Source organism: Williamsia serinedens, from assembly GCF_024171725.1.
Lineage (GTDB): Bacteria > Actinomycetota > Actinomycetes > Mycobacteriales > Mycobacteriaceae > Williamsia_A > Williamsia_A serinedens.
Window position 1 is genome coordinate 682,353 of the sequence record NZ_JAMTCG010000002.1, and the last position, 25,552, is coordinate 707,904.

Genomic DNA, 25,552 nt, shown 5'->3' on the forward strand with positions numbered 1-25,552 from the left:
CGATGACTTCTGCGGCCCGGCGGGGTCTGCCCCGATGTCACCTCCATCACCGAGCCCCAGGGAGTCACGATGACCGAGAACCTGTCCACCGCCACGTCCGCCGCGGCACCCGCCACGTCGACCCCCGCGCGCCGGCCCCGTACCTGGATCGTCGGCACCGCGCTGACCGTCCTGATCGCTGCGTTCCTGGTGTTCGACGTGCTGGGCAAGCTGTTCCAGCCCGAGTCCGTCGTCGAGGGGACCACCGCGCTCGGCTTCACCACCGACCAGGCGACCGTCATGGGCATCGTGCTGGGGCTGTGCACGATCGTGTGGCTGATCCCGCGGACAACCGTCCTGGGAGCCGTCGGGATCACGGCGTACCTGGGAGGCGCGGTGTGTGCCAACTGGAACGCCGACAAGCCGCTGGTGAGCACGACCCTGTTCGCCGTCTACCTCGGGGTGCTGCTGTGGGTCGCGATGCTGCTGCGTCGGCCGGCGCTCCTCGCCGTGCTCGGAGTGGGCCGCGGCGCGCGCTGATCCGGGATCAGAGGTCGCGCAACGCCTCCGGCAGGTCCTCCGGGACGCGGGACGAGAACTCGGCTGCCCGCTTCCCCAGGAACGCGGCCACGCCCTCCTTGCCGTCGGCGACGCTGGTGTAGAACATCGCCAGCGAGTCGACCTTGTGGGCCTCCACCGGGGACCGCGCAGCGCTGTTGCGGTACATCATCTGCCGGGTGAGCGCGGTCGCCACCCGCGACCGGCCGTCGGTAAAACGGTGGGCGAGGGCGAGCGCGGCGTCCATCAGCTCGTCCGGGGCGTGGACGCTGCGGACCAGGCCCATGTCCTTCGCGGTCGTCGCGTCGACGATGTCGGCCGAGTAGACCAGCTCGAGGGCGTTCTGCATCCCGACGACACGGGGCAGGAACCATGACGACGCCGCCTCGGGAACGATGCCCAGCCGACCGAACACGAACCCGATACGCGCCTTCTCCGACGCGAGACGGAAGTCCATCGGCAGGGTCATCGTCGCGCCGATGCCGACCGCCGCACCGTTGATGGCCGCGATCACCGGCTTGGTGCAGCGGTAGATCGCGAGGGACACGCGCCCGCCGGTGTCCCGGACGCCGCTGATGATCGCGGGGTCGTCGAAGTGGTCGTCCAGGTCCTGCATCGTCGGCCGCAATGTCTCGTCGAGCCCGAACACGTTGCCGTCGCTGCTGAGGTCCATCCCGGCGCAGAAGGCCTTGCCGGCGCCGGTCACGACGACCGCACCGACCGCAGGGTCGGCCGACACCTCGTCGAACGCCGCCTCCAGGTCGTTCGCCATCTGCACGGTGAACGCGTTGAGGTTCTCGGGCCGGTCGAGGGTGAGGACGGCGATCCCGTCGGTCACGTCGTAGCGGACGGTCTCACGCTGCATGGGGACTCCCGGAGGTCACGCGCGGCGGCGCTCTGCCGCCTGTCGGAGATCACGGTCCCATACGGCAGGAGCGGGCCGAGCCCCGGATTCGACAACTTCTCCAGGGGCGGTTTGCCTCCCTGATCGGGCCGGGTATCGCGGTCGGCATGAAAGCGATGACATACCGAGGTCCCTACAAAGTCCGCGTCGAGGACAAGCCGATGCCGACGATCGAGCATCCCAACGACGCGATAGTCCGGGTGCAGCTCGCCGCGATCTGCGGGTCCGATCTGCACCTCTACCACGGGCTCATGCCCGACACCCGGGTCGGCCACACGTTCGGGCACGAGTTCATCGGTGTGGTCGACCAGGTCGGGTCGTCGGTGCAGAACCTGTCGGTCGGTGACCGGGTCATGGTGCCGTTCAACATCTACTGCGGGTCGTGCTGGTTCTGCTCACGCGGTCTGTACTCCAACTGCCACAACGTGAACCCGAACGCGACCGCAGTCGGCGGCATCTACGGCTACTCGCACACCTGCGGTGGCTACGACGGTGGGCAGTCGGAGTACGTGCGGGTGCCGTTCGCCGACGTCGGACCGTCGATCATCCCCGACTGGATGGACGACACCGACGCGTTGCTGTGCACCGACGCGTTGTCCACCGGGTACTTCGGTGCGCAGTTGGGCGACATCGTGGAGGGCGACACCGTCATCGTCTTCGGCGCCGGTCCGGTGGGGCTATTCGCCGCGCGGTCGGCGTGGCTGATGGGCGCGGGTCGCGTGATCGTGGTCGACCACCTCGAACACCGCCTCGAGAAGGCGCGCACGTTCGCGCACGCCGAGACGGTGAACTTCGGCGAGGTCGACGACATCGTCGTGGAGATGAAGAAGACCACGGACTTCCTCGGCGCCGACGTGGCCATCGACGCCGTGGGGGCGGAGGCCGACGGCAACCTCGTCCAGCACGTGTCGTCGGCGAAGCTGAAGTTGCAGGGCGGGTCTCCGATCGCCCTCAACTGGGCCATCGACTCGGTCCGCAAGGGCGGGACGATCGGCGTGGTGGGCGCCTACGGCCCTGTCTTCAGTGCCGTCAAGTACGGCGACGCCATGAACAAGGGGCTGACGCTCAACGCGAACCAGGCTCCGGTGAAATGTCAATGGCCGCGGTTGTTCTCGCACATCCACGACGGGTACTTCAAGCCCAGTGACATCGTCACGCACCGGATCCCGTTGGAGCACATCGCCGAGGGATATCACATGTTCTCGTCGAAGCTCGACGACATCATCAAGCCCGTGGTCACCGTGGGAGACGGGTCATGACCACACAGACGTCAGGAGATGCCGTGACCGACCACCTTCCCGCCTACACCCCCGACCGGCCGTCGGCCCCGTCCGCCGACGAACTGCGGGCGCGGATCCCGGGATGGGGTGCCGATCTCGACCCGAAGGACCGGCCTTCGGTACCGAAGCTGCAGCAGCTCGACACCGGTGCGCACTGGCGGTTCCCCGAGCGTCAACCCGAACACGGGTATCGCGAGCGGTCCATCGAACACCGTTTCCTGACACCCGTTTTTGGCACCGCGCAGCCCCTCGAGGGGCTGCCGGGACGGTTGCGCCGCGTCGCTTACGACCGCTTCAGCGAGGGTCGTGCGGCGCACTGGCTGATCCTGCTCTACACCGATCGCCTGGACGCCCTGATCCATCACGTGCGTCGTTGGGCACCACCCGCCCCGACAACCCGATCACGGAGACCGGCATCCGTGCAGAACTGTCCCACGGAGGATGGCGGTCGCGTGTCGGGCGCAAGCGGGTCGACCTCAACCACACCTGGATCGATCCGATCATCGTGGCCGGGCCGTGGGTCGTGACGGGTGCGGCGGCGGTGCGGCTGTTCGTGGCCCTCACCGGGGGCCGACGCCGCCGGCGGTGATCAGGCGCGGTCGCGCGCGAGTCGTTCGATGCGCGGGAGTGCCAGCGCCATCACAGTCAGGTAGGCCGGCGCCCACACGGGGACCCCGAAGCTGACGACGCACCCGTCGGAGGTCGGTATGACCTCGTGCCGGGTCGCCGGCACCCCGAGGACCTTCCACGCCCACGCGCGACCGTCGTCGAACTCGGTGATCTCGAACGGGATCGGGACGCCGATCGGTGTGACGACACGCCCGCGGGACCCGAGCTGCAGTGGCCCGGGACCGTCCAGGTGCGCGCCCGTCACCGACGGACCCCACACCGGCCACGCGTCGAGGTCGGTGATGACGTCCCAGGCCGCGGCGGCAGGGACGGGCATCGCGCGGTCGACGGTCGGCATCCGATGGCGGAGTCCCAGGCGCATGCCCCGACTTTACGGATCCCCTAGGCCAGCACGGCTCCCTGCGACGCCGACCCGACGAGCTTGGTGTACTTCGCCAGCACGCCCCGGGTGTAGCGCGGGGGCAACGGAGCCCAGCCGTCGCGCCGGGACTCCAGTTCGGCCTCGTCCACGAGGAGGTCGAGAGTCCCCTTCCCGACGTCGAGCCGGATCCTGTCGCCGTCGCGGACGAACGCGACCGGCCCGCCGTCGACGGCCTCGGGTGCGACGTGGCCGACGCACAGACCGGTGGTGCCGCCCGAGAACCGGCCGTCGGTGAGCAACAGGACGTCCTTGCCCAGGCCGGCACCCTTGATCGCTCCGGTGATGGCGAGCATCTCGCGCATGCCCGGGCCACCCTTGGGTCCCTCGTAGCGGATGACGACCACGTCGCCGGCCGTGATGGTGCCGTCCTCCAGGGCGTCCATCGCGGCGCGCTCGCGCTCGAAGACCCGCGCGGTCCCCTCGAAGACGTCGGAGTCGAAACCGGCCGACTTCACCACCGCGCCACCCGGGGCGAGGGATCCCTTGAGGATGGTGATGCCGCCCGTCGGGTGGATCGGCTCGGCCATCGCGCGCAGGACCTTGCCGTCGGGATCGGGCGGGGCGATGTGGGCGAGGTTCTCGGCCAGGGTCTTCCCGGTGACGGTGAGGCAGTCGCCGTGCACGAGGCCCGCGTCCAGCAGCGCCTTCATGACGACCGGGACGCCGCCGATCTGGTCGACGTCGGTCATGACGTGCTTGCCGAACGGCTTGACGTCGGCGAGGTGCGGGACGCGCGAGCCGATGCGCGTGAAGTCGTCGAGGGTCAGTTCGACCTCGGCCTCGTTGGCGATCGCGAGCAGGTGCAGCACGGCGTTGGTGGACCCACCGAACGCCATCACGACGGCGATCGCGTTCTCGAACGCCTCGCGGGTCAGGATGTCGCGGGCGGTGATCCCGCGGCGCAGCAGTTCGACGACGGCCTCACCGCTGGCGTGCGCGAACTGGTCGCGACGACGGTCGGGTGCGGGCGGGGACGCACTGCCGGGCAACGACATCCCCAGGGCCTCGGCGGCGCTGGCCATCGTGTTCGCGGTGTACATGCCGCCACATGCGCCCTCGCCCGGGCAGATGGCGCGCTCGATGGTGTCGACGTCCTCGCGGGACATCAGCCCGCGCGAGCACGCGCCGACGGCCTCGAACGCGTCGATGATCGTGACCTGGTGCTCGCTGCCGTCGGAGAGCGTCGCGAAGCCGGGGAGGGTGGACCCGGCGTATAGGAACACGCTCGCGAGGTCGAGACGGGCTGCGGCCATGAGCATCCCGGGCAGCGACTTGTCGCACCCGGCGAGCAGGACCGACCCGTCGAGGCGCTCGGCGCTCATGACCGTCTCGACGCTGTCGGCGATGACCTCGCGGGAGACCAGCGAGAAGTGCATGCCCTCGTGGCCCATCGAGATGCCGTCGGAGACGGAGATGGTGCCGAACTCCAGGGGGAAGCCCCCGGCCGCGCTGACACCACCCTTCACCGCCTTCGCCAGGCGCTCCAACGACAGGTTGCACGGCGTGATCTCGTTCCACGACGAGGCGACACCGATCTGCGACTTGCTCCAGTCCTCGTCGCCCATGCCGACCGCGCGGAGCATGCCGCGTGCGGCGGTCTTCTCCAGGCCGTCGGTGACGTCCCGGCTGCGCGGCTTCACGTCGGGTGAGGGGTTCTCGGTCGACATGGCGTCTCCTGACTGGAAGGGGTGGATCGGTGTTCGGTGTCGAGCCTAGGACGGGCGCTGGTCAGCGCAGGACGCGCGTCAGGAACCGGTCGGCGTCGGGGAGCACCGCCGTGAGCACGCCGGGGTGGTCGGCGGCGGGATAGACGTGGAGTTCGAGGGGCTGGCGGGTGGCCGTCATCTGCGCCGCCAGCGACAGGGCCGACGGTGCGGGCACGTTCACGTCGGCGAGGCCCTGTCCGATGAAGACCGGCCGGGTGTAGCCCGAGGCCGGCGTTCCGAGGTACGTCCGGAACACGCTGTACACGTCCGGGATCGACGCGAGGGGTCGTCGGAAGACGGTGCGCAGGTCGAGTCCCTCGGTGAACGGGCGCATCTCCTTGCCGCAGGCCCCGTTCGCCCGGCCGACGAGCCGGCGACCGGTGGCGGTGAGGAGGTCGTCGACGCGCAGGTCCGGTCGCGCCGACCGCAGCCCGGCGAGGATGTAGAGCACGTAGGTGTTCAGCGTGCGCGGGAGGACGACCGGCGGGAACTGCGGTCCGAGACCCGGCAGCACCGACTCCAGGTTGGCGGGGACACCCGTCGCGAGGACGCCGCGGAAGTCGAGCCCCGACCCGGCGGAGAAAGTGTGTGCGTAGCGAGCGGCGTTCAGGGCCGCCCCGGCTCCCTGGGAGTGTCCGACGGCGGCCCAGCGCCGCGACAGCGGCAGACCCGTGGCGGGAGCGGCGGCCACCGAGTCGACGATGGAGTGCGCCGCGGTGACGCCGTCGAGATAGTACAGCGGTCCCGGCGTCCCCATGCCGACGTAATCGGTCGCGACGATCGCGTGGCCCGTCCGCAGCCAGTGACCGAGGTAGGCGATGTCGTCGGCGGTCGGCTTCTGCGCCGACGGGGCACAGTCGTCGCCCATGCCGACCGTCCCGTGGGCCCAGGCGAGCACAGGCCACCCGCCAGGGGGTGGCGTCCCCTTCGGCAGCGTGATCGACCCGGTGCTCACCGCGGGGCGTCCCCGGCCGTCGACGGTCGAGTAGAGCACCCGGACCGCAGAACCCGCGTCGGGCAACCACAGACTGCGGTCGAGCGGCACCGAGCGGAGCAGTCTGCCCGGAGTGGTCGGGACCGGTCCCGCGTAGTCGCGGACGTCGAGACCCGACCACACGGGTGCCGGTTCCGGCGGCGGGAGCGGGACGGCCGCGGCGGGCGCGACGACGGCCATGGTCGCCGCGATCCCGAGGACCACGGCGGTCGACCGGCGCGCACGCCTCATCGTGCGGCCAGGACCCGTGCGACGAAGGGCGTCGAATCCCGTTGCGAGGCATACACCGTGCCGGAGTGATCGGTCGGGTAGACGTGCAATTCGAACGGTTGGCGGTTCTGGGTCAGCTGCGCGGCCAGGGACAGCGCGAACGGCGCCGGCACGTCGATGTCGGTGAGACCCTGCCCCAGGAAGATCGGACGGTCGTACCCGGAGGCCGGGATGCCGAGGAACGCGGCGAGCTGCGCGCGGGCGTTCGGGATCGACGAGATGGGCCTGGCGAAGAACGACCGCACGTCGACGCCGGTCAGTCGCTTCTCGAACTCCGGCAGGCACATCGTCTCGGCGAGGTCGGCCACCGAGCGGCCGGACGGGGTGAGGAGTCCGTCGATCGGGAGATCCGGCCGCGCCTCGCGGACCGCCGCGATGATGTAGGCCAGGTACGTCGTGAGTCCGGCGGGCAGGCGCACCGGCGGGAACGTCGGGCCCCCGAGCGCGATGATCGACTCGATGTTCGCGGGTGTGCCCGTCGCGACGACGCCCCGGTAGTCGAGCCCGCGACCGCGGCTCAGCTCGGTCGCCCGGCGGGCCGCGTTCATCGCCGCGCCCGCGCCCTGCGACTGCCCGACGATCACCCAGCGCGGCGACGTCGACAGGTCCAGCTGCCGCAGCGCCGAGACCGAGTCGACCACCGAGCGGGCCTCGACGTCGGCGTTCAAATAGCTCATCAGGCCCGGCGTTCCCAGTCCGGTGTAGTCGGTGCCGACGACGGCGTAGCCCTGGTCCAGCCAGTGGGAGATGTAGTCGTCGTCGCGGGTGGACCGCTTCTGCGCCGACGGGGTGCAGTCGTCGCCGAGTCCGACGGTCCCGTGCGCCCACGCCACGACCGGCCAACCACCGGCGGGCGGTCGCGACCTCGGGAGGAAGACGGCAGCCGTGCTGACCGCGGGCTTCCCGTGCTGGTCCACCGAGGAGTAGAGGAATCGTCGCGCGTCACCGGCGCTGCGGACCCAGAGCGAGCGGTCGAGGGGGACCGAGCGGATCAGCGTCCCCGGTGTCGTCGGGACAGGTCCCGCATAGTCGCGGACGTCGAGGCCGGACCACACCGGCGCGGCGGTCGGGGGCGGCGAATCCGCACCGGCTGTGGCGGGAGTCAGGAGAGACGTACCGACTCCGACGGCCAGGACCAGGGTCACCAGGCGCGCCCGAACGCGCGGGGAAACGATCACCCGCTGACTCTAGGCCGAGGTGGCCCGACGCCGGTTCGGTGCCGCCTCAGGCCGCGTCGTCCACGGCTGCCACACCCTGTCCTACCGACTCCTCGCCGGCATGCTGCGCCATCTCAGGATGCGCAGGGAGGTAGATCAGCGTCAGCACCCCGGCCAGTGCGGTCACGACACCGGCGACCACGCAGCCCGTCGTGAAGCCGTCGACGAACGCGGTCCGCGCCAGGGCCAGGACCTGATCGCCCGCCGCCTGAGCGAGGCCACCGAGGTTCGCGGCCTGCCGCGCGGCTTCCTGAGCCGCGCCGATCGACTCCCGGGCGGGCTCGATCAGGGCGTCGGGTACGGGTGGTCGACCGAGGTTGTCGCGATAGACCGACAGGGCGACGGACCCGATGACGGCGACGCCCAACGTCCCACCCAGTTCTCGTGTCGCATCGTTCACCGCGGATCCCATCCCGGCCTTCTCCGGCGCCACGACGCCCATGATCGCCTCCGTCGCAGGCGCACTGGTGAGACCGAGGCCCCCGCCGAGCAGGATCATCTGGCCCACGATGACGAGGTAGTCGGTGTCCTGACCGACCGTCGACGCCCACAGGAAGGCCGCGGAGAGCGACGCCAGTCCCAGCGCCACAACGATCTTCGACCCGACGGCGACCGCCAGGCGTGGTCCGACGAGAGCGAACGCCGCGAGCGAGATCGCGACGGGGAGCATGCGCAGTCCCGTCTCGAGTGCGCCGTATGACCGGACGGACTGGAAGTACTGGGTGACGAGGAAGATGAACCCGAACAGCGCGAAGAACGCACTGGTCACGGCGCCGCTCGCGGCGGTGAACCGCAGGTTGGCGAAGAGTCGGACGTCGAGCATCGGATGCTCGACGCGCCGCTCCTGCAGGACGAATGCGGTGAGGACGACGGCCGCGACGGCGAACCCGGCGAGTGTCGCCGGCGACGACCATCCGCGCTCCGGCGCCGAGATGATGGTGTAGACGAGGACGCCGAGTGCGGTGGTGGACAGGACGAGCCCGGGGATGTCGAGCGGGGGTGTCGACGGGTCCCTCGAGTCCGGGATCACGACGACCGAGAGCAGCAGGGTGAGCACCGCGACGCCCCCGTTCAGCACCAGGATCGAGCCCCACCAGAAGTGCTCGATGAGCGCGCCCCCCACGATGGGTCCGACGGCCACCGACATGCCGGTCGCCGCACCCCAGATCCCGATGGCGCGAGCGCGTTCGGTCCTGTCGGTGAACACGTTCGACAGGATCGACAGCGTGACCGGGTAGACGACGGCCGCGGCCACCCCCGCCACCGCGCGGAAGGCGATGAGCACCTCCGGGGACGAACTCCACGCCCCCACGAGCGACGCCACCGCGAAGAGCGTGAGCCCGAGGAGCAACGCCGATCGACGCCCGAACCGATCGCTGAGCGATCCCGCCGCGAGCACCAACGCCGCGAACGCGAGGTTGAACGCGTCGACGACCCACAGCAGATCCGTCGTCGTCGCACCGAGCTCCCGCACGAGGGTGGGCAGGGCGATGTTCACCACCGTCGTCGAGACGTTGACGACGAACACCGCGAGGCACAGGGCCAGCAGCACGGACGTCTTGCTGACGTCGGAGGGACCCCGCATCACGGAGCCCACGGGTCGGAGCGGCATAACGAAGTTCTATCACGTCCTCGTGGAGCGTGCGGCGCGCATGGGCGACAGTGGTCGGGTGACGGACGCGCCCGGCGCCGAGAGATCGGCGACCTCATCCCCCTCGGTTCCGATGCCGGAGAGGTTGATCGCGGCCACGGCCGACCTGCTTCGCGAGCAGGGGCCGGCGCAGATCAAGGCGAGAGTCGTCGCGGAGGCGGTCGGGGCGTCGACCGTCGCGATCTACCACCATTTCGGCGGCGTGCCCGAACTGCTCACGGCTGTCGTGTCCCAGGGGTTCTCCGATCTCCGGTCCGCGTTCGCCGACGCGTCGGAGTTGTCGGACGACCCCGCCGCCGAACTGTTCGCGATGGCCCTGTGCACGCGTGATCTCGCTCGGTCGAACGCCCACCTCTACGACCTGATGTTCGGACTGTCGACGAGGGGCACCTACCGTCCCTTGTCGGCGAGCCCGGACTCGCCGAGCAATCGGTTCGCGGAGTGCTACGCGATGCTGGTCGCCGCGTGCGGTCGGCTGATCGCGACGGGCCGGTTGGACCCGATCACCCCCGACGAGGTCGCGTCCGAACTGTGGAGTGCGGTGCACGGTTTCGTGACCCTCGAGGCGGCCGGGCAGTTCGAGCGCTACGCCGACCCGGCGGTCGCCGTCCTGCGACCTCTGTGCACGCGCATCATCGTCGGGATGGGGGACGCGCCCGACCGGGCGTCGCGCGCGGCCGACGCGGCGCTCACGTGGTGGGTGGACCGGACCGGTGGTGGTGCCTGATGGCAATGCGCGACAGCAGCTCTGGGGTGCGGGCGAGCGGAGGGTTTCGGTGAGCGACGTCGATGTCCTCGTGATCGGTGCCGGTGTCGCAGGTCTGACCGCGGCGCGGCTGTTGGCGCGAGACGGGCGCGCCGTCGTCGTGCTCGAGGCGCGAGACCGTGTCGGCGGCCGTGTCGTCACCGACCGATCCGACGGTCGCGTCACCGATCTCGGCGCGTCGTGGATCCACGGCGTCGACGGATGCCCGGTCGCTGCCGCGGCCGACGCGTTCGGGCTGAGGACCGTCGAGTTCACCGTCGGTGCCTTCCAGCCCGACGGTCGCCCGATCGCCCACCACGGCCCCGACGGTCGCCGCCTGTCGGATGGCGACGCAGGCGCCCACGTCGCCGACATCCACGCCGTCGACGCGGTGCTGGGCGGGATCATCGCCGCGTCGCACCCGGATGCCTCGTACCGCGACGTCACCGAGATGGCGATCGCAGGGCAGGGATGGGACGACGCGCGCGCAGCGCGGGTGCGGGAGTACCTCGAGCACCGGGCCGAGGAACAGTACGGCGTCTGGATCGACGACCTGGCCGCGCACGGTCTCGACGACGACGAGGTCGTCGGCGACGAGGTGGTGTTCCCCGACGGGTACGACGCGCTGCCGTCGCGTCTCGCCGAGGGCCTCGACATCCGGCTCTCGCACACGGTGACCCACATCGGATGGGGCGACGACGGGGTGACCGTGACCACCGACCGCGGTCGTCTCGCCGCGCCGGTCGCCGTCGTCACCGTGCCCGTCGGTGTCCTGCAGTCGTCGGATCTCGTCGTCGAGCCGCCGCTGCCGCCGGTCAACGCTCGTGCGCTGGGCCACCTGCGGATGAACGCCTTCGAGAAGATCGTGCTGCGGTTCCCCGACCGGTTCTGGCCCGCCGACGTCTATGCGATCCGCCAGCAGGGACCGCACGGACGCAGGTGGCACTCCTGGTACGACCTCACCCGCCTGCACGGCGAGCCCACCCTGCTGACGTTCGCGGCGGGACCGACCGCGACAGAGACCCGGGCGTGGGACGACGCGCAGGTCGTCGAGTCGATCCTGGAGCAACTGCGCCGTCTGTACGGACCGCGCGTGTCCACCCCGGTGGCCGTCCACCGCACGGACTGGCAGGGCGACCCGTTCGCACGAGGGTCGTACGCCTACATGACCGTGGGCGCGACCACCGCCGACCACGACGACCTGGCCGCGCCGATCGGCGGCGTTCTGCACATCGCAGGCGAGGCGACATGGACCGACGACCCCGCCACCGTCCCCGCCGCACTGCTGTCGGGGCACCGGGCGGCCTCGCGGATCCTGGGCCGGCAGGTCCCGATCGAGACGCTGTGGGCGGAGGCGGACGTCCCGTCGACGATGATGGGCCGATGAGCGCTCTCGCGATCCCGACCGCACCGCTGACCGACGCGCCCCCGATCCCCCTCGTCGGGCTGGGCACCTACAAGCTCCTGGGACGGCCGGGTGCCGAGGCCGTCGCGACGGCTATCCGTTCCGGCTACCGACTTGTCGACACGGCCACGCGCTACAGCAACGAGAGGTCTGTCGGGATCGGCATCGCGGAGTCGGGTGTCGCCCGCGACGACGTCACGGTCATCACCAAGCTCGGTGGCGGCGACCACGGCTTCGACCCGACGGTCACCGCGGCGCGCCAGTCGGCACGTCGGCTCGGCGTCGATCGCATCGACGTGTTCCTCATCCACTGGCCGTGTCCCAGCCTGGGTCTGACGCTCGAGACGTGGCGAGCCATGCTCGCCCTTGTCGACGACGGCGTCGTCCGCGCGGCAGGCGTCTCGAACTTCACCGTCGACCAGCTGCAGATGCTGTTCGACGAGACCGGTCGCTGGCCCGTGCTCAACCAGATCCAGTGCTCGCCCGCGCTGCCCAGACAGGAGCTGCGAGCGTTCATGGCGCAGAACGGGATCCACGCCCAGGCGTGGAGCCCGACCGGGCGGACCGAAGGGGTGCTCGACGACGACCGCGTGACGGCCATTGCCGAGGCGCACGGACGCAGCCCGATCCAGGTCGCACTTCGATGGTCGGTGCAGCAGGGGATCGGCGTGATCCCGAAATCCGCCGACCCGGATCGCCAGGTGCACAACGCGTCGCTGTTCGACTGGGAGCTGAGGGACGACGACATGGCGTCGCTCGCCGGACTCGACCTCGGCGAGTCCGCCGCCCGCGACTCCCACGTCGACGAGGAGTTCTGACCGCTACACCAGATGATCCGGGGCGGCCTGCGTGATCATCTCGGTCAGCGCGGCGAGGAGAGGTGACTCGACTCCCCAGTGCTGCCAGAACAACTCGACGTCGACATGCGCGTCCGACAGCACCTGCACCGTGCCCCGGGCGAGCGCCGGCGCGATCTGGGCCTCGGGCACCGTTCCCCATCCGGCGCCGTGCTCGACGGCTCGGTGGTACTCGGTCGACGCCGGGATGTAGGTCGTCGGCGGGTCGACGTGGCGTCGGGTGTGGCGACGGATCAACGTCTCCATGATGGTGTCCGCCCGGTCGAAGGCGACCATCGGTGCCCGCGCGAGGTCGGGGCCGCGGAGGCCGTCGGGGAACCAGTACCGCGCGAACTCCGGTGTCGCGACGGGGAGATAGCGCGTCGCACCGAGCCGGTGGACGACGCACCCGCGGACCCGGCCGGGCTCGGACGTGAGTGCCCCCACCACCCGTCCGGAACGGAGCAGCTCGGTGTTGCGGCTCTCGTCGTCGCGGAGCACCTCGATGCTCACCGGATGACGGCGCTGCATCTCGGCGATCACCGGCAGCAGCCAGATCGCGAGCGAGTCGGCGTTCGAGGCGATCGGCAACGACACCCGCGGCTGGTCCCGCGGATCGCTCGACGGCCGTTCCGGCTCGCCGGCCAACTCGGCGAGTGCACTCGTCCGCAGCAGATCCCACTGTTCGGCGAGGCGCAGCAGCACCTCGCCGTCGGCCGTCGCGGCACACGGCCGCGTCCGGCGGACCAGCAGACGGCCGGTCTCGGTCTCCAGCGCCTTGATCCGCTGACTCACCGCCGACGGTGTGACATGCAGGGCCCGGGCTGCCGCCTCGAACGTCCCCTCGCGGACGACGGCGACCAGGGTGGCGAGCCCGTCGCTCGAAATCGACATGAAGAGATTCTAATGAAACATGAAAAACCTTCGCTGGTCTGTTGGCACTACCGCCCCTAGCGTCGTCGGCATGACCTGGTTCTCGACCGCACTGGCGGGCCTGCTCACCGGCGCCGGGCTGATCGTCGCGATCGGTCCGCAGAACGTGATGGTGCTGCGGACCGGTGTGGCGCGCACTCATGTCCGGTCGGTGGTCGCGGTCTGCGCGACGTCGGACATCGTCCTGATCCTCGGCGGTGTCGCCGGACTCGGGACCGTCGTCAGCGGCCACCCGTCGCTCGTCGTCGTGGCGACCGTGCTCGGCGGTGGGTACGTGATCGTCCTCGGACTGCTCGCCGCGCGTCGGGCGGTGCGGGCCGCGCGCACCGGCGGTGAGGCGATGACCGTCGCGGACGAGGGCCGGACCACGACGCGCGCCGCCGTGGTGGCGACCGCCCTGCTGCTGACGTTCGGCAACCCCCACGTCTACCTGGACACGGTCCTCACGCTCGGAGCCGTCGCGAACGCCCACGGTCCCGACCTGCGGTGGGCCTTCGGACTGGGGGCGTGCGCCGCCAGCATCCTGTGGTTCGCCGCGCTGGGTTTCGGCGCCGGACGTCTCGCACCGTGGTTCGCCCGACCCCGCGCCTGGCAGGTCCTCGACGGCGTCATCGCCGTCGTGATGATCACCTTCGGCGCGGTGCTGATCGGTTCGCTGGTCGGACCTTGACCATGTTTCGAGCCGCTGAGATGGCTGGCTCAGTCCAAGCGATTCGGAGGGAAGGGCCTCTCTCCGCTTCCCAGCACGCGGCACCCTTCCTCGGGGCAAGATTGAGACGTGAACGAAGACCCAGACCCCTTCGAGCTGGAGCCTGACGGGACGCTGCAACCGACTCGGTGCCGGATTCGCCTCGATGGCCCAGATGTTCTTGTCGAGACGTTCGCGTCTGGCGTTGGTTTTCAGCGATTCGGATCGATCGAGACCGAGGAGTTTGAGAGCCTAATTTCGCAAGAACCGTCTGACGCAGACGGGAGCGAGGCTGCATCAAGCAACCCGGTAGATATTGCGTATGAGTTTCTCTTATTAGGTTGCGACGTCGAGTTGGCTGTCGGTGCCAAGCGCGCCTCTCTTGATGTTCGTTTTCCCGAGAGTTCAATTCCGGAGTCGGAACGCCACTGGGACCCCTTTGGAGTTCCGTCGGGTTCGTTGGGCCAGGTGTATTGGATTCGAGAGGAGGTGGCGGGAGACTGGCTTGAGCTTCCGGACCGTGCCGGTTTTCGCTCGATCGACGAATTTGTTGCAACGGAGCTCGGCGAGCTTTTCTCGCTAGCACTCCTCCTCGCGCCGGACTGGATAAAGCCGGATTTCTTGTCCCCCCGCCAAGGGTGGCACTCGGAGGCAAAGAAACCGCCACAGTCGGTGTTGCCGAGCGAGGCTTGGGAAGTGGAGGGTCGAGCTGACGCCTTCGCAACCAAAGATATGCGCGATGCGGTGAATGAATGGGCTCTCAGGAATGGATTTGCGGGACCATTCGAAACCGTGGCAAAAGTAGTCGAGCACCTGAAGAGTTTGAACGCGCCATCGACCGGCCACTACACGGTTTCTCTGTCCGACGGCCACTGCTACATCGGTGAGACCGTTCAGATGGCAGATCGACTGACAACGCACACTCGCCGGTTCGGCGACCGGCTAGTCGGATTCTATGTGCGACCGGACTTGCGGGCTCATTCGATGGCTGCGAAGAAAGATCGAAAGATGCAGCTCCTTCTTGCAGAGAGGTCGCTAATTCACGATGCGCAAAGAGCCGGTCTATTTGCGGAGAACTTCAGGGAGATGTCCTTTCCGCAGAGACCATTTACAGGTTTTGCAGACGCCGTGAGCCCGTCGCATCTGGGCGATTGGATTTCCGACCCCGAAGCAGTCTGTATTCGCGACGAATTTGCTCTGACCGCTCTTAAGTCCTCCGAGCACGCCGCAAAACTCGCAAAGTACCACGAGTTTTCGAAAAGACCTTATTCTGGAGACGTGGTGGAAGCGCTGCGAAGGTATCTACTTCGATGCGTTCCATATCCCGCGCGGACCGAGTTGACGAGTTGGTCGCTTAGCTGCCTACCGGGTGCCAAGCGTGGAGGCCGAGATAAAAAGTGGACCGTAGTATCCTGTCATCAATTTCTATGACAGAAATGCTTACGATACTCATCGACGACGGCGCCTTCTTCGCATTTTTCGCTGTCAACGACGCAGAATTGAATGTCGACGACACGCTCGACCTCATTCGTCTGGTGCGAAGGCACCCATCGATAAAGATTTCGATCGCGAATTATTCCGAACTTGGGCCCGGCGTCAGTCATATAGAGACTGATAGCCTGCCTGCGCTTTTACGGCTTTTAGACGACGTCGAGATTACCCGAGCGGCAGCTAGCGTTGCATTGCGTGTATGCCGGGTCGGCCCTTCTCGTCAGCGCGCCGTGCACAATCCATATCTGGTCGAAAAGGCGATCGGCCAGAGCCGCGTCTGGTCTTGAGGAGCCCGCTCGACTTTCTGTCAGAAACGTCCGCTCCACGCGCGAGGAGGGCAATATGCCCCCCAGACGCGCAGAGCGGACGTCTGTGACGACGATCAGCTCGTCGCGACGGCGTCGAGCTCGGTGAGGACGTCCGCGCTCAGTTCGAGGCCGGCGCCCGCCACGTTCTCGCGCAGATGCTCGACCGACGAGGTGCCCGGGATCAGCAACATGTTCGGCGAGCGGTGCAGCAACCACGCCAGGGCGACCGACAGCGGGGTCGCGTCGAGGCGCTTCGCGATGTCCGAGAGTTTGTCGGACTGCAGCGGCGAGAACCCGCCCAGGGGGAAGAACGGCACGAACGCGATGCCCTGCTCTGCGGTGCTGTCGACAAGCGCGTCATCGGCGCGGTGCACGAGGTTGTAGTTGTTCTGCACGCACACGATCTCGGCGATGCCCTGCGCCTCGGCCAACTGCTCGGCGGTCACGTTGCTGACGCCGATGTGCCGGATGTCGCCCTTCTCCTGCAGCTCGGCGAGGGTCTCGATCTGCTCTGCGATGGATCCCGCCTCGGGCCCGTCGACGGCCCCGACGCGCATGTTCACGACGTCCAGCGCGTCGAGGCCGAGGTGGGTCAGGTTCTCGTGCACCTGCTGCCGCAGCTCGTCGGGTGTCCGCGCGTGCGGCCAGCCGCCCTGGTCGTCGCGACGAGCTCCCACCTTGGTGACGATGTGCAGATCGTCGGGGTACGGGTGCAGGGCCTCGCGGATGATCTCGTTCGTCACGTACGGCCCGTAGAAGTCCGACGTGTCGATGTGGTTGATCCCGAGGTCGATCACCTCCCGCAGGACGGCGATCGCGCCGTCGCGGTCCTTCGGGGGTCCGAAGACGCCGGGGCCGGCGAGTTGCATCGCGCCGTACCCGACGCGGCCGACCGTCAGGTCGCCGAGATGGAAGGTGCCGCCGGGAAGTGGTGTGTCCGACATGGGTGGTTCCCTTCGTCGTGGTTCGCGGGTGTCGTCCGCGCTGTCTCCGACGCTAATCGCGCGCGCGTCGACGAACGAGGGACCGGTGGTCCTACCCTGATCGTCGTGACCGACGCCGCCCACCACTCGCACGAGGAATACGCGTCACCGCACGCGCCGATGCCGATCGAGTTGCCACTCGACGACGCCGAGGCGTCGACCGACGTCCCCCTCGTCACCCAGCTCGTCCGGTTCGTCGTGACCGGCGCCGGATCCGGCGTCCTCGACTTCGGCGTGACGCTGCTCCTGCAGTACGTCATCGGTGCTCCGTACTGGCTGGCCAAGTCGATCGGCTTCATCTGCGGGACGACGACCGCGTACCTGATCAACCGCCGCTGGACCTTCCGTGCCGAGCCCAGCCGCGCACGGTTCGTCGCCGTCGTGGCGCTGTACCTCGTCACCTTCGCGGTGCAGGTCGGCATCTACTCGGCGCTGTCCCACGTCTGGGAGGAGACGGTGCTGTACAGCTTCCTGGCCTACGTCATCGCGCAGGGCACCGCGACGGTCATCAACTTCGTCGTGCAGCGCGCCGTCATCTTCCGGATCCGCTGATGCAGATCGACGGAGCGGTCGCCATCGTCACCGGCGCCGCAGCAGGGATCGGCGCGGCGATCGCCCGCGCCCTCGTCGCACAGGGTGCGCGCGTGGTCGTCACCGATCTCGCCGCGGACCGTGTCTCGGCCGTGGCCGCCGAGATCAACGAGACAGCCGGCGGTGAGCGCGCTGTCGCCGTCGCGGGTGACGCCAGTGACCCCGAGCTCATCGCCAGGACGATCGAGATCGCCCGTGGCGAGTTCGGTCCGGTCGACCTGTACGTCGCCAACGCCGGCACGACGGCCGGCATGGGCCTCGACTCCGACGAGATCGCCTGGCACACCGCGCTCGAGGTGAACACCCTCGCGCATGTCCGTGCTGCGAAGGCGCTGGTGCCCGACTGGGTCGAGCGGGGACACGGGTACTTCCTGTCGACGGCGTCGGCTGCCGGGCTGCTGACCCAGATCGGGTCGGCGACGTACTCGGTCAGCAAGCGCGCCGCGGTGGGGTTCGCGGAGTGGTTGTCGGTGACGTACGGCGACGCCGGTGTGCGCGTCAGCTGCCTGTGCCCGATGGGGGTCGACACCGAGTTGCTCAACGCGGGATTCCACAGCGACCGGGAGGGCGCGTCGGTGGCGGCGAACGCCGTTCGGTCGGCGGGAGAGGTGCTCAGCCCGGAGGCTGTGGCCGACGTGGTGATCGAGGCGATCGGTGACGAGCGGTTCCTCATCCTCCCGCACGAGCAGGTCGCGACGATGTATGCGCAGAAGGCCGCTGATCCCGACCGCTGGCTGGCCGGGATGCGGCGCTACCAACGGTCGCTGATGGGTGACCAGCCCGGCTGACTCGTCAGTCCGTCGCCGCAGTCGACAGCGGTCCGCCGGTTCTCCGGCGAGTACGGTCATCCAGGTGCCGGGTACCGGGTCGGGCGTCGCGGCGAGAGCGCTTGCCCTTGTGCGCGCCGGACATCCGGAGCCGGGCCTCGCGGTCACCGGACTCGCCGTCGCCCTGGCTGTCTTCTCCGGGATGCCCGCGGTCCGGGTGCTCGTCCTCGCCGTCGCCGTGCTGAGTGGTCAACTGCTCGTCGGCTGGACCAACGACCTGCTGGACGCTCGGATCGACCGTCGGGCGGGTCGCGACGAGAAACCACTGGCGTCCGGAGCCCTGTCCGTCACGTGGGTGGCGATTGCCGCGGTCCTCGGCGCGGCCACCTGCATCGTGTTCTCGCTGGTGTGCGGACCGGCCGCTGCCGCAGTGCATCTCGTTCTCGGAGTCGGTGCGGCGATCACCTACAACCTCGTTCTCAAGACAACGGTGCTGTCGTGGGTTCCATACATGGTGGCGTTCGGGGCGCTGCCGGTGGCGGTGGGGCTCACGCTCCGGCCGACCGAACTGCCGCCCGCGTGGGTCGTCGTGGTCGCCGGGCTCCTGGGGATCGGCGCGCACCTGCTCAACGTCTATCCCGACCTCGACGCCGACGCGGCCACGGGCGTTCGGGGACTGCCCCAGCGACTCGGGCGACGTGGCATCCCTGTGGCGACGACGGTGATCATGACCGTCGCGACACTGGTCGCCGTCCTCGGTGCAGGGGCGCATCTGTGGCACTGGGCGGCGTTGGCCGGCGTGGTGGTGATCGCGACACAGTGCCGTCGCGCACCGCTGACGGTGACCGTCACGATCGCCGTCGTCGACCTCGCGATCCTGGTGACCGCTTGACCGTAGCTTGTTGCGTGAGACACGCTAAAACCATGGCGCCGACACTGAAGCACGGTATCCCCGAGCCATGGGCCTCTGCCCTCACCGACGCGGGATTCGTCAGCCCGTGGAACACCCCGAGCATGAACCGGCTGTCTGAGGCCACCGGGGTGCACGTGTCGACGATCTCGCGGATCATCAAGGGACAGAACCCGAAAGGCCCGACGCATCAGGTCATCACGACGCTCGCCGGTGCCCTGGGCCTGCCGCCGCGCACCCTGGGAGGGTGGATCGACGCCGCGTGGGCGGAGCACGAGCCCTACGAGCCGCCGGCGGTCGCGGACTTCATGACGGCGGAGCAGCGCGCCTGCGTCGACCAGATCATCCGCGCGTTCGCGACGACGAACCGCGCGCACGCCGACGCGCAGCGGCAGATGGGGGAGCTCGCGGCGAAGATGGAGATCGCCAAGCCTGCGCAGCGCGCTCAGTCGAAGAAGTCGACGTGATGTGTCGTCAGTGACCTGCGCGCGCGGGCGTCGTCGTCTCCATGAACTCGGTCATGATCGCGACGACCTTCTCGGGCGCCTCGGCATGCGGATAGTGGCCGACCCCGTCGAGGACCTCGAGCCGACTGTGCGGCATGGCCTCGTGCGCGGCGTATCCGTGTGCGACGGGGATGATCTTGTCCGCCGCACCCCAGATGAGTTGCGTCGGGAGGTCGGCGTTGAGGTGCAGGCGGCTCATCGCGCTCACGGCCTGTCCCCGATGGTCGACCACCGACCGCAGGGTGCGGAGGAACGCGTCGCGCGTCGCCCGGTCGGACAACGAGGCGTAGGCCTGCCACGACTGGTCGGCGCGTGGTGACCGCACGCCTGCGGCCGCCATCCACCCGCGAACTCGTCCGCCCGCGGCGACGGCCCACTGCGGGGCGATGAGGGGGAGCAGCACCTCGGCGCCCGGGGCAGCGAGGAGTCGCAGGGTCCAGTTGACCTCCGGCCCGAGGCCCCCGGAGCCGATCAGCGCGAGGCGCTCGCAGCGGTCGGGGTGCTGGTAGGTGAACTGCATCGCGATCCCGCCACCCAGAGACTGGCCGACCACCGTCACCCGCGCGACGTCGAGGTGGTCGAGCAGATCGCGCAGGAACGCCGCGAACGCGCCGAGGGAGTAGTCGCCGCGGGGTTTCGACGACGCGCCGTGCCCGGGCAAGTCCGGCGCGATCACCCGGAACCGCGTCGACAGGGGGCCGATGACCGCGTCCCAGGTGGCGGAGCTCCCGGCCATCCCGTGCACGAGCAGCAGGGTGTCGCCGCTGCCGACGTCGCGGTAGGCGATGCGTTCGCCGTGAAGGTCGGTGAACTGCGTGTCGGGCGGCGTCATGGTGTCCCCTTCCGTCAGGGGTCGATTCTCGCGGTCAGCCGTTGACCTTGCTGATCACGCCGTCGGCGAACCCGCGCAGGTTGTCGATCTTGGTCTGCAGCGGTTCGGTGTCGTTTCCCATGATGTACGGGATGCGGAAGCCGACGATGACATCGGTGACGCCCTTGTCCTCGAGGCGCTTGCACCCGTCCGGTGTGTAGGCGTCGAACGAGATGACATGGACCTCGAACGGCTTGTCCTGCAGTCCCTCTGCCTTCTTGATCTCGTCGATGCGGGCGAGCAGGGCGTCGAGCTCCTCGGGCTGACCGCCGCCGTGCATCCACCCGTCGCCGCGGATCACCGCACGCTTCAGCGCGGCGTCGGCGTGCCCGCCGACGAGCAGCGGGATCGGCTGCGTCGGTGCGGGCGTCATCTTGATCTTCTGGATGTCGTAGAACTCGCCGTGGAACTCGAAGTACTCGCCGGTGGTGAGGCCACGGATGATGTCCATGCACTCGTTCATGCGGCGACCACGGCGGGCGAAGTCGACGCCCATGATGTCGTAGTCCTCGGGCCACGGGCTGCTGCCGACGCCGAGCGCGAGGCGGTTGTCGGTGAGGTAGGCGACCGAGCTCGCCTGCTTCGCCACGAGCACCGGCGGACGGATCGGGAGCTTCAGCACGAACGGTGTGAAGCGGATCCTGCTGGTGACCGCACCCATCGCCATTGCCTGGATGAACGTCTCGATGAAGGGCTTGCCGTCGAGGAACTCGCGGTTGCCGTCCTCGGTGTACGGGTAGGTCGCGTCGGACTCCTCCGGATACGCGATCGAGTCGGGGATGGTGAACCCGTCGTAGCCGGCCTCCTCGGCAGCGACCGCGAGGTCCGTGTAGTACCGCGGGTCGGTCATCGCCTCGGCGTAGGTGAAACGCATGGGAACTCCTCGGTCCGGTTGCCACCAAAGTAGAACATGTTCCAGTTTGGTTGGAGGTCCGGTTTGCGGTCGACGACCCTCAGGCCGGGCGCGCGACCGCATGGCGGTCGGCGAAGTCCCAGATCGCGTCGGCGAGAACGTCCGGGGTCTCGATCTGGGGCAGGTGTCCCGCCTCCTCGATGACCTGCAGTGTCGCGCCGGGAATGCCGTCGGCGTAGGCGCGGCCGTGGCTCGGAGCGACGATGCGATCGGCCGCGCCCCACACCACGAGCGTCGGGGCCGTGATCGACGGCAACCGTCCCGCGAGGGCGGGGTCGGCCATGCTCACGCCCCCGTAGGTCAGCAGCGCTGACCGGTTGCCTGCCATGGTTGCCCGCGCGGCGTCGGGGAGGGCTTGCTGCGCCGCACGGGCCGCCGCACGATGCGAAGAGTGGTAGCTCAGGTCTACGACCTCGTCCATGGTCAACGAGAAGAAGTCCACGATCGGGTCGCTCGACGAGGCGAGCCCGACGGCGTCGACGAGGACAACACTGCTCATGCGGTCGGAGTGGGCGAGCGCCATCTCCGCCGCGATCCACCCACCGAGCGAGTTGCCGACGACGGTGACGTCGTGCAGGTCGAGGTTGTCGAGCAGTCTCAGGTACAGCCCGGCCAGCTCGTTCACTGACGTCAACGCGTCGGGACGGTCGGTGCCGTCGAAGCCGGGATGCGTCGGGACGAGGACCCGGGCGGGGAATCGGTCGGCGAGATGCGTGGCGAACCCCGAGACCGACGCGGGGCCGGCTCCGCCGTGCAGCAGGAGAACCAGGTGGCCGTTGCCGGTCTCGGTGACACGCAGATCGAGTCGGGCGCCGCTCGGTGAGGTGATCGGGTGGGTCGTGGTCGTCATGGCGGCTCCTGTCGCGTGGCTTGCCATCACGCTAAGTCAACATATTGATATAAGCAAGCTGATTCAACGTTTACGCTTGTACCGTGACCCGATCGCGTCAGGACGTGGCCCAACTGATCAAGCGGGTCCAGGGCACCCACCATCGACTCCTCGACGCGGCGCTGTCGGAGCGCGGGGTCACGCTCGTGCAGTGGGACGCACTCCGACACCTGGCCCACCACCCGGACGCCTCCCTGCACGATCTGGCTCAGCGGACATTCCAGAGCGATCAGGCGTTCGGGACGCTGGCGCGGCGGATGGAGGAGCGCGGGTTGGTCGAGCGGACCTCCGGACCGGGCCGCGTCGTCCGCCTTGTCATGACCGATGCCGGCCGATCACTCCTCGAGCAGGGACGCAGCGTCGTCGACGACGTCCTGGCATCGACGGTCGGGCACCTGTCACAGCGTGAACTGGATCAGCTCGGAGAACTGCTCGCGCGAGTTCTCGACGGCGTCAACGCCGACTGAACAACTCGCGACGGCCCTTCTGCCGCAACGCGACCCACTCGCGGAAACCGGCGACATCACGCTGCTGGACCAGGAAGTACCAGCCGAAGCGGGCGTACTCCTGAGGGATCAGGCGACGCAGCCCGGGCTGGTGCAGCAGCCACCCGCGGTTTCGGTACGTGTAGTAGCGCTTCGTGTCGTTGTCGGGGTATTGGGTGTGCATCCTGCCGCCGAGGATCGGGCGGAACTCGGCGGTCCCGTCCGGATGCAGGTAGGCGGTGACCAGGCAGGTGCCGAAGCGCAGCCCCGACCGCACCAGCCGACGGTGCATCTCGACCTCGTCGCCGCGGACGAACAGGCGCATGTCGGGAACGCCGACCGCCTCGATCGCGCGCGCGGAGAACAACGCCCCGTTCATCAGCGAGGCGATGCCGTCGAGCACTTCCTGGGTGGCGGTGTCCTCACCCGGCTCGAAGAGTTCGGATCGCTTGCGGCGCCACACGAGTCCGCGTCGCAGCGGGAAGGCGAGGGTGTCGGCGTCGTCGATGTTGACCACCACCGGCGACAGCTCGTCGTAACCGCCGGCGACAGCGCATCGGAGCAGGGTCGCGAGCACGTCGGGTCCGTCGGGACGGCCGTCGTCGTCGGCACACCACACCCAGTCGGCGCCGAGCGCGAGCGCGTGCAGCATCCCGAGCGCGAATCCGCCTGCCCCGCCGAGGTTGTGCTTCGAACCCAGATAGGTGGTCGGGATCGACTGCGCCGCGACGAGTTCCGCGACGTCCTGCTCGTCCCCGTTGTCCACGACGACGAGATGGTCGATTGGCCGGCTCTGCGTCGTCAGGACCTCGAGCGACTGCGCCAGCAGCTCGCGACGGTGATGGGTGACGACCACCGCGACGACGGTGCCGTCGGTCTGTACGTCCGGGCCGGCGGGCACCCTCACGCCCCGGCGGCGGCGTCGCCGGCGACGTCGGCCAACACCTCACGGACGTGCCGCGCGGCATCCGGGCCCTCGTAGGCGCCGACCACGGACTCGATGTCGCCGTCCATCCGGATCTCACCCCGGTCGATCCACAGGGCGCGGTCGCACAGCTGGGCGAGGAACTCGTTGGAGTGGCTGGCGAACACGAGGATGCCCGACCGCTTCACCAACTCCTGCAGTCGCACACGGGCTTTGCGCATGAAGTCCGCGTCAACGGCGCCGATGCCCTCGTCGAGGATGAGGATCTCGGGGTCGATGCTGGTGACCACGCCGAGCGACACGCGCACGCGCATACCCGTCGAGTAGGTGCGCAGCGGCATGGTCAGGTAGTCACCCAGCTCGGTGAACTCGGCGATCTCGTCGACGCGCTTGAGCATCTCGCGACGGCTCATGCCGAGGAACATCCCGCGGATGATGATGTTCTCGTAGCCCGAGATCTCCGGGTCCATGCCGACGCCGAGGTCGAAGACGGGCGCGACGCGACCGCGGATGCGGCAGGCGCCGCGGGTGGGCTCGTAGATCCCCGACAACAGACGGAGCAGCGTCGACTTGCCGGCACCGTTGTGTCCGACGAGCCCGATCCGATCACCGTGCTGTAGGTGCAGGTCGATGTTCTTCAGCGCCTCGACGACGACCACGTCGGACTCGTTCGCGCCGATGACCCCGCCGGCCTTGCCCAGCACGGACTTCTTCAACGACCGCGTCTTCGCGTCGAAGATGGGGAAGTCGACGCAGGCGCCCCAGGCGTCGAGTTGGACCTCGGTCATCGGATCGCTCCGCTCGGCGTCATCGCGTCACTCCGCTCACCATGTCGTCACACCCAGTACGCCACGCGGGCGCGGTAGTTGCGCAGGACCAGCATCGCCAGGGCCCATCCCGCCACGGTGCACCCGACCACGACGACCCAGCTGTGCCAGGAGATCGGGGAACCCACCAGCGGACCACGGGTGATCTCCAGGAAGTGGTACATCGGGTTCAGCTGAACGAGCGTCAGACGGTAGTCGCCGCCATTGGTTCGCTGTCGAATGCTGTCCGCGGTCCAGATGATCGGGGTGAGGAAGAAGACCAACTGCACCAGCGTGTTCAGCAGCTGGCCGATGTCGCGGAAGCGGGTGGACATGACCCCGAAAACGATGGTGACCCACACCGCATTGAGCGCCAGCAGCATGATGCCGGGGATCACCAACAGAATCGTCCAGCTGATGGGTTGGGGGAAGATCGCGAACATCACCACGTAGATGACGATGTTGTGGGCGAAGATGATCAGCTGCCGCCACACCAGTCGGTAGACGTGCACGCTCAGCGGGGCCGGGATCTGTTTAAGCAGCCCCTCGTTGCTGGAGAACACCACCGAGCCCTCGAGGATCGACTGGCTGATGAAGTTCCAGAAGATGAGGCCCAAGGTCACGTGCGGCAGGAACGTCTTGATGTCGATGTGGAAAAGCTCGGCGTAGAGGAATCCCATCGCGACTGCGGTCACCGCGGTGGCGACGGTGATCCACAACGGACCGAGCATCGACCGGCGGTACCGCTGCTTGATGTCCTGCCAACCGAGCAACAGCCACAACTCGTGCTGACGGAACCCCTCGCGCAGGTCGTCGACGGCACGACGCACGGTGCGTGAGTCGACGACTTCCGGTGGGGGTTCGACCCCCGGGGCGACGGTGGACACGAG

The 25,552-nt window shown here is 68.7% G+C and carries 27 protein-coding genes and 1 pseudogene; 14 read left to right on the forward strand and 14 right to left on the reverse strand.

The window, feature by feature from the left end:
• Nucleotides 1-69: 69 nt before the first annotated feature.
• On the forward strand, nt 70-519 hold the full coding sequence (locus LX12_RS06815; protein WP_253653757.1) for a DoxX family protein: 450 nt from the start codon (nt 70-72) through the stop codon (nt 517-519).
• Between the two features lie 7 nt (nt 520-526).
• On the opposite strand, the gene LX12_RS06820 is transcribed toward LX12_RS06815, so the two are convergent.
• The gene (locus LX12_RS06820; protein WP_253653758.1) at nt 527-1,402 is read right to left on the reverse strand and encodes a crotonase/enoyl-CoA hydratase family protein; all 876 of its coding nucleotides are present in this window, start codon (nt 1,400-1,402) and stop codon (nt 527-529) included.
• A gap of 146 nt (nt 1,403-1,548) precedes the next feature.
• Between LX12_RS06820 and LX12_RS06825 the strand changes: the two genes are divergently transcribed.
• Nucleotides 1,549-2,700 carry a zinc-dependent alcohol dehydrogenase gene (locus LX12_RS06825; protein WP_253653759.1) on the forward strand — a complete coding sequence of 384 codons (1,152 nt, stop codon included), beginning with the start codon at nt 1,549-1,551 and terminating at the stop codon, nt 2,698-2,700.
• A pseudogene (locus LX12_RS06830) lies at nt 2,697-3,310 on the forward strand (hypothetical protein). Before LX12_RS06825 ends, LX12_RS06830 begins: the two are co-directional and overlap by 4 nt.
• Here LX12_RS06830 and LX12_RS06835 read toward each other — a convergent pair.
• The 5 genes from LX12_RS06835 to LX12_RS06855 form a co-directional block, all read right to left on the reverse strand.
• On the reverse strand, nt 3,311-3,712 hold the full coding sequence (locus tag LX12_RS06835) for an SRPBCC family protein (protein WP_253653760.1): 402 nt from the start codon (nt 3,710-3,712) through the stop codon (nt 3,311-3,313).
• 20 nt (nt 3,713-3,732) lie between these two features.
• Nucleotides 3,733-5,439 carry a dihydroxy-acid dehydratase gene (gene ilvD, locus LX12_RS06840; RefSeq protein ID WP_253653761.1) on the reverse strand — a complete coding sequence of 569 codons (1,707 nt, stop codon included), beginning with the start codon at nt 5,437-5,439 and terminating at the stop codon, nt 3,733-3,735.
• A 61-nt stretch (nt 5,440-5,500) separates the two neighbouring features.
• Nucleotides 5,501-6,703: an alpha/beta hydrolase family protein gene (locus tag LX12_RS06845; protein ID WP_253653762.1), complete on the reverse strand. Its 1,203-nt coding sequence runs from the start codon at nt 6,701-6,703 to the stop codon at nt 5,501-5,503.
• The gene (locus tag LX12_RS06850; RefSeq protein ID WP_372504937.1) at nt 6,700-7,920 is read right to left on the reverse strand and encodes an alpha/beta hydrolase; all 1,221 of its coding nucleotides are present in this window, start codon (nt 7,918-7,920) and stop codon (nt 6,700-6,702) included. The genes LX12_RS06845 and LX12_RS06850 overlap by 4 nt, the downstream gene beginning before the upstream one ends.
• A gap of 46 nt (nt 7,921-7,966) precedes the next feature.
• Nucleotides 7,967-9,571: an MFS transporter gene (locus tag LX12_RS06855; protein ID WP_253653763.1), complete on the reverse strand. Its 1,605-nt coding sequence runs from the start codon at nt 9,569-9,571 to the stop codon at nt 7,967-7,969.
• Nucleotides 9,572-9,683: 112 nt separating this feature from the next.
• On the opposite strand from LX12_RS06855, the gene LX12_RS06860 reads away from it, so the two are divergent.
• The 3 genes from LX12_RS06860 to LX12_RS06870 are packed head-to-tail and all read left to right on the forward strand — an operon-like array spanning nt 9,684 to nt 12,578.
• Nucleotides 9,684-10,337 carry a TetR/AcrR family transcriptional regulator gene (locus LX12_RS06860; protein WP_253653764.1) on the forward strand — a complete coding sequence of 218 codons (654 nt, stop codon included), beginning with the start codon at nt 9,684-9,686 and terminating at the stop codon, nt 10,335-10,337.
• A 49-nt stretch (nt 10,338-10,386) separates the two neighbouring features.
• Complete coding sequence (locus LX12_RS06865; RefSeq protein WP_253653765.1) at nt 10,387-11,742, forward strand: flavin monoamine oxidase family protein; 1,356 nt, start codon at nt 10,387-10,389, stop codon at nt 11,740-11,742.
• The gene (locus tag LX12_RS06870) at nt 11,739-12,578 is read left to right on the forward strand and encodes an aldo/keto reductase (protein ID WP_253653766.1); all 840 of its coding nucleotides are present in this window, start codon (nt 11,739-11,741) and stop codon (nt 12,576-12,578) included. Before LX12_RS06865 ends, LX12_RS06870 begins: the two co-directional genes overlap by 4 nt.
• A gap of 3 nt (nt 12,579-12,581) precedes the next feature.
• Here the strand turns inward: LX12_RS06870 and LX12_RS06875 are convergent, their stop codons facing one another.
• Complete coding sequence (locus LX12_RS06875; RefSeq protein WP_253653767.1) at nt 12,582-13,490, reverse strand: LysR family transcriptional regulator ArgP; 909 nt, start codon at nt 13,488-13,490, stop codon at nt 12,582-12,584.
• A gap of 70 nt (nt 13,491-13,560) precedes the next feature.
• Here LX12_RS06875 and LX12_RS06880 point away from each other — a divergent pair, with 70 nt between their 5' ends.
• The 3 genes from LX12_RS06880 to LX12_RS06890 all read left to right on the forward strand — a co-directional run bounded on the left by LX12_RS06880 (nt 13,561) and on the right by LX12_RS06890 (nt 15,995).
• Nucleotides 13,561-14,199: a LysE/ArgO family amino acid transporter gene (locus LX12_RS06880; RefSeq protein WP_253653768.1), complete on the forward strand. Its 639-nt coding sequence runs from the start codon at nt 13,561-13,563 to the stop codon at nt 14,197-14,199.
• Between the two features lie 108 nt (nt 14,200-14,307).
• Nucleotides 14,308-15,648, forward strand: coding sequence for a GIY-YIG nuclease family protein (locus LX12_RS06885; RefSeq protein WP_253653769.1), 1,341 nt, complete (start codon nt 14,308-14,310; stop codon nt 15,646-15,648).
• Entirely contained in the window at nt 15,645-15,995 is a 351-nt protein-coding gene (locus LX12_RS06890; RefSeq protein ID WP_253653770.1) for a hypothetical protein, read from the forward strand. The genes LX12_RS06885 and LX12_RS06890 overlap by 4 nt, the downstream gene beginning before the upstream one ends.
• A 95-nt stretch (nt 15,996-16,090) precedes the next feature.
• Here the strand turns inward: LX12_RS06890 and LX12_RS06895 are convergent, their stop codons facing one another.
• A complete protein-coding gene (locus tag LX12_RS06895) occupies nt 16,091-16,960 on the reverse strand; it encodes an aldo/keto reductase family oxidoreductase (RefSeq protein ID WP_253653771.1) in 870 nt (289 codons plus the stop codon).
• Between the two features lie 159 nt (nt 16,961-17,119).
• Here LX12_RS06895 and LX12_RS06900 point away from each other — a divergent pair, with 159 nt between their 5' ends.
• The 4 genes from LX12_RS06900 (at nt 17,120) to LX12_RS06915 (ending at nt 19,734) form a co-directional block, all read left to right on the forward strand.
• Complete coding sequence (locus tag LX12_RS06900; protein WP_301284323.1) at nt 17,120-17,551, forward strand: GtrA family protein; 432 nt, start codon at nt 17,120-17,122, stop codon at nt 17,549-17,551.
• A complete protein-coding gene (locus LX12_RS06905; RefSeq protein WP_253653772.1) occupies nt 17,551-18,378 on the forward strand; it encodes an SDR family oxidoreductase in 828 nt (275 codons plus the stop codon). The genes LX12_RS06900 and LX12_RS06905 overlap by 1 nt, the downstream gene beginning before the upstream one ends.
• A gap of 64 nt (nt 18,379-18,442) precedes the next feature.
• Nucleotides 18,443-19,249 (forward strand): UbiA family prenyltransferase, encoded by an 807-nt coding sequence (locus tag LX12_RS06910; protein ID WP_253653773.1) that lies wholly within the window; start codon nt 18,443-18,445, stop codon nt 19,247-19,249.
• Between the two features lie 32 nt (nt 19,250-19,281).
• Nucleotides 19,282-19,734: a helix-turn-helix domain-containing protein gene (locus LX12_RS06915; protein ID WP_253653774.1), complete on the forward strand. Its 453-nt coding sequence runs from the start codon at nt 19,282-19,284 to the stop codon at nt 19,732-19,734.
• Between the two features lie 7 nt (nt 19,735-19,741).
• Here LX12_RS06915 and LX12_RS06920 read toward each other — a convergent pair whose 3' ends face one another.
• From LX12_RS06920 to LX12_RS06930, 3 genes are all read right to left on the reverse strand, one after another.
• The gene (locus LX12_RS06920; RefSeq protein WP_253653775.1) at nt 19,742-20,605 is read right to left on the reverse strand and encodes an alpha/beta fold hydrolase; all 864 of its coding nucleotides are present in this window, start codon (nt 20,603-20,605) and stop codon (nt 19,742-19,744) included.
• Nucleotides 20,606-20,639: 34 nt separating this feature from the next.
• Nucleotides 20,640-21,518 carry a TIGR03619 family F420-dependent LLM class oxidoreductase gene (locus LX12_RS06925; RefSeq protein WP_253653776.1) on the reverse strand — a complete coding sequence of 293 codons (879 nt, stop codon included), beginning with the start codon at nt 21,516-21,518 and terminating at the stop codon, nt 20,640-20,642.
• 79 nt (nt 21,519-21,597) lie between these two features.
• Nucleotides 21,598-22,407, reverse strand: a complete 810-nt coding sequence (locus LX12_RS06930; protein ID WP_253653777.1) for an alpha/beta fold hydrolase — start codon at nt 22,405-22,407, stop codon at nt 21,598-21,600.
• An 83-nt stretch (nt 22,408-22,490) separates the two neighbouring features.
• Here LX12_RS06930 and LX12_RS06935 point away from each other — a divergent pair, with 83 nt between their 5' ends.
• Nucleotides 22,491-22,913 carry a MarR family winged helix-turn-helix transcriptional regulator gene (locus LX12_RS06935; protein ID WP_253653778.1) on the forward strand — a complete coding sequence of 141 codons (423 nt, stop codon included), beginning with the start codon at nt 22,491-22,493 and terminating at the stop codon, nt 22,911-22,913.
• Here the strand turns inward: LX12_RS06935 and glfT1 are convergent.
• Genes glfT1 through wzm form a run of 3 tightly spaced genes read right to left on the reverse strand, consistent with a single transcriptional unit; the run spans nt 22,900 to nt 25,549 of the window.
• The gene (glfT1, locus tag LX12_RS06940) at nt 22,900-23,832 is read right to left on the reverse strand and encodes a galactofuranosyltransferase GlfT1 (RefSeq protein ID WP_253653779.1); all 933 of its coding nucleotides are present in this window, start codon (nt 23,830-23,832) and stop codon (nt 22,900-22,902) included. The genes LX12_RS06935 and glfT1 overlap by 14 nt on opposite strands.
• A gap of 2 nt (nt 23,833-23,834) precedes the next feature.
• The gene (wzt, locus tag LX12_RS06945; RefSeq protein ID WP_253653780.1) at nt 23,835-24,644 is read right to left on the reverse strand and encodes a galactan export ABC transporter ATP-binding subunit Wzt/RfbE; all 810 of its coding nucleotides are present in this window, start codon (nt 24,642-24,644) and stop codon (nt 23,835-23,837) included.
• A 47-nt stretch (nt 24,645-24,691) separates the two neighbouring features.
• Entirely contained in the window at nt 24,692-25,549 is an 858-nt protein-coding gene (gene wzm / locus LX12_RS06950) for a galactan export ABC transporter permease subunit Wzm/RfbD (RefSeq protein WP_253653781.1), read from the reverse strand.
• Nucleotides 25,550-25,552 lie beyond the last annotated feature (3 nt).

Bases quoted from the DNA above. Each gene is read 5' to 3' on its own strand.
- LX12_RS06815 (WP_253653757.1), top strand. From the start codon at position 70: ATGACCGAGAACCTGTCCACCGCCACGTCCGCCGCGGCACCCGCCACG.
- LX12_RS06820 (WP_253653758.1), bottom strand. From the start codon at position 1,402: ATGCAGCGTGAGACCGTCCGCTACGACGTGACCGACGGGATCGCCGTC.
- LX12_RS06825 (WP_253653759.1), top strand. From the start codon at position 1,549: ATGAAAGCGATGACATACCGAGGTCCCTACAAAGTCCGCGTCGAGGAC.
- LX12_RS06835 (WP_253653760.1), bottom strand. From the start codon at position 3,712: ATGCGCCTGGGACTCCGCCATCGGATGCCGACCGTCGACCGCGCGATG.
- ilvD (WP_253653761.1), bottom strand. From the start codon at position 5,439: ATGTCGACCGAGAACCCCTCACCCGACGTGAAGCCGCGCAGCCGGGAC.
- LX12_RS06845 (WP_253653762.1), bottom strand. From the start codon at position 6,703: ATGAGGCGTGCGCGCCGGTCGACCGCCGTGGTCCTCGGGATCGCGGCG.
- LX12_RS06855 (WP_253653763.1), bottom strand. From the start codon at position 9,571: ATGCCGCTCCGACCCGTGGGCTCCGTGATGCGGGGTCCCTCCGACGTC.
- LX12_RS06860 (WP_253653764.1), top strand. From the start codon at position 9,684: ATGCCGGAGAGGTTGATCGCGGCCACGGCCGACCTGCTTCGCGAGCAG.
- LX12_RS06870 (WP_253653766.1), top strand. From the start codon at position 11,739: ATGAGCGCTCTCGCGATCCCGACCGCACCGCTGACCGACGCGCCCCCG.
- LX12_RS06875 (WP_253653767.1), bottom strand. From the start codon at position 13,490: ATGTCGATTTCGAGCGACGGGCTCGCCACCCTGGTCGCCGTCGTCCGC.
- LX12_RS06880 (WP_253653768.1), top strand. From the start codon at position 13,561: ATGACCTGGTTCTCGACCGCACTGGCGGGCCTGCTCACCGGCGCCGGG.
- LX12_RS06890 (WP_253653770.1), top strand. From the start codon at position 15,645: ATGACAGAAATGCTTACGATACTCATCGACGACGGCGCCTTCTTCGCA.
- LX12_RS06895 (WP_253653771.1), bottom strand. From the start codon at position 16,960: ATGTCGGACACACCACTTCCCGGCGGCACCTTCCATCTCGGCGACCTG.
- LX12_RS06900 (WP_301284323.1), top strand. From the start codon at position 17,120: ATGCCGATCGAGTTGCCACTCGACGACGCCGAGGCGTCGACCGACGTC.
- LX12_RS06905 (WP_253653772.1), top strand. From the start codon at position 17,551: ATGCAGATCGACGGAGCGGTCGCCATCGTCACCGGCGCCGCAGCAGGG.
- LX12_RS06915 (WP_253653774.1), top strand. From the start codon at position 19,282: ATGGCGCCGACACTGAAGCACGGTATCCCCGAGCCATGGGCCTCTGCC.
- LX12_RS06920 (WP_253653775.1), bottom strand. From the start codon at position 20,605: ATGACGCCGCCCGACACGCAGTTCACCGACCTTCACGGCGAACGCATC.
- LX12_RS06925 (WP_253653776.1), bottom strand. From the start codon at position 21,518: ATGCGTTTCACCTACGCCGAGGCGATGACCGACCCGCGGTACTACACG.
- LX12_RS06930 (WP_253653777.1), bottom strand. From the start codon at position 22,407: ATGACGACCACGACCCACCCGATCACCTCACCGAGCGGCGCCCGACTC.
- wzt (WP_253653780.1), bottom strand. From the start codon at position 24,644: ATGACCGAGGTCCAACTCGACGCCTGGGGCGCCTGCGTCGACTTCCCC.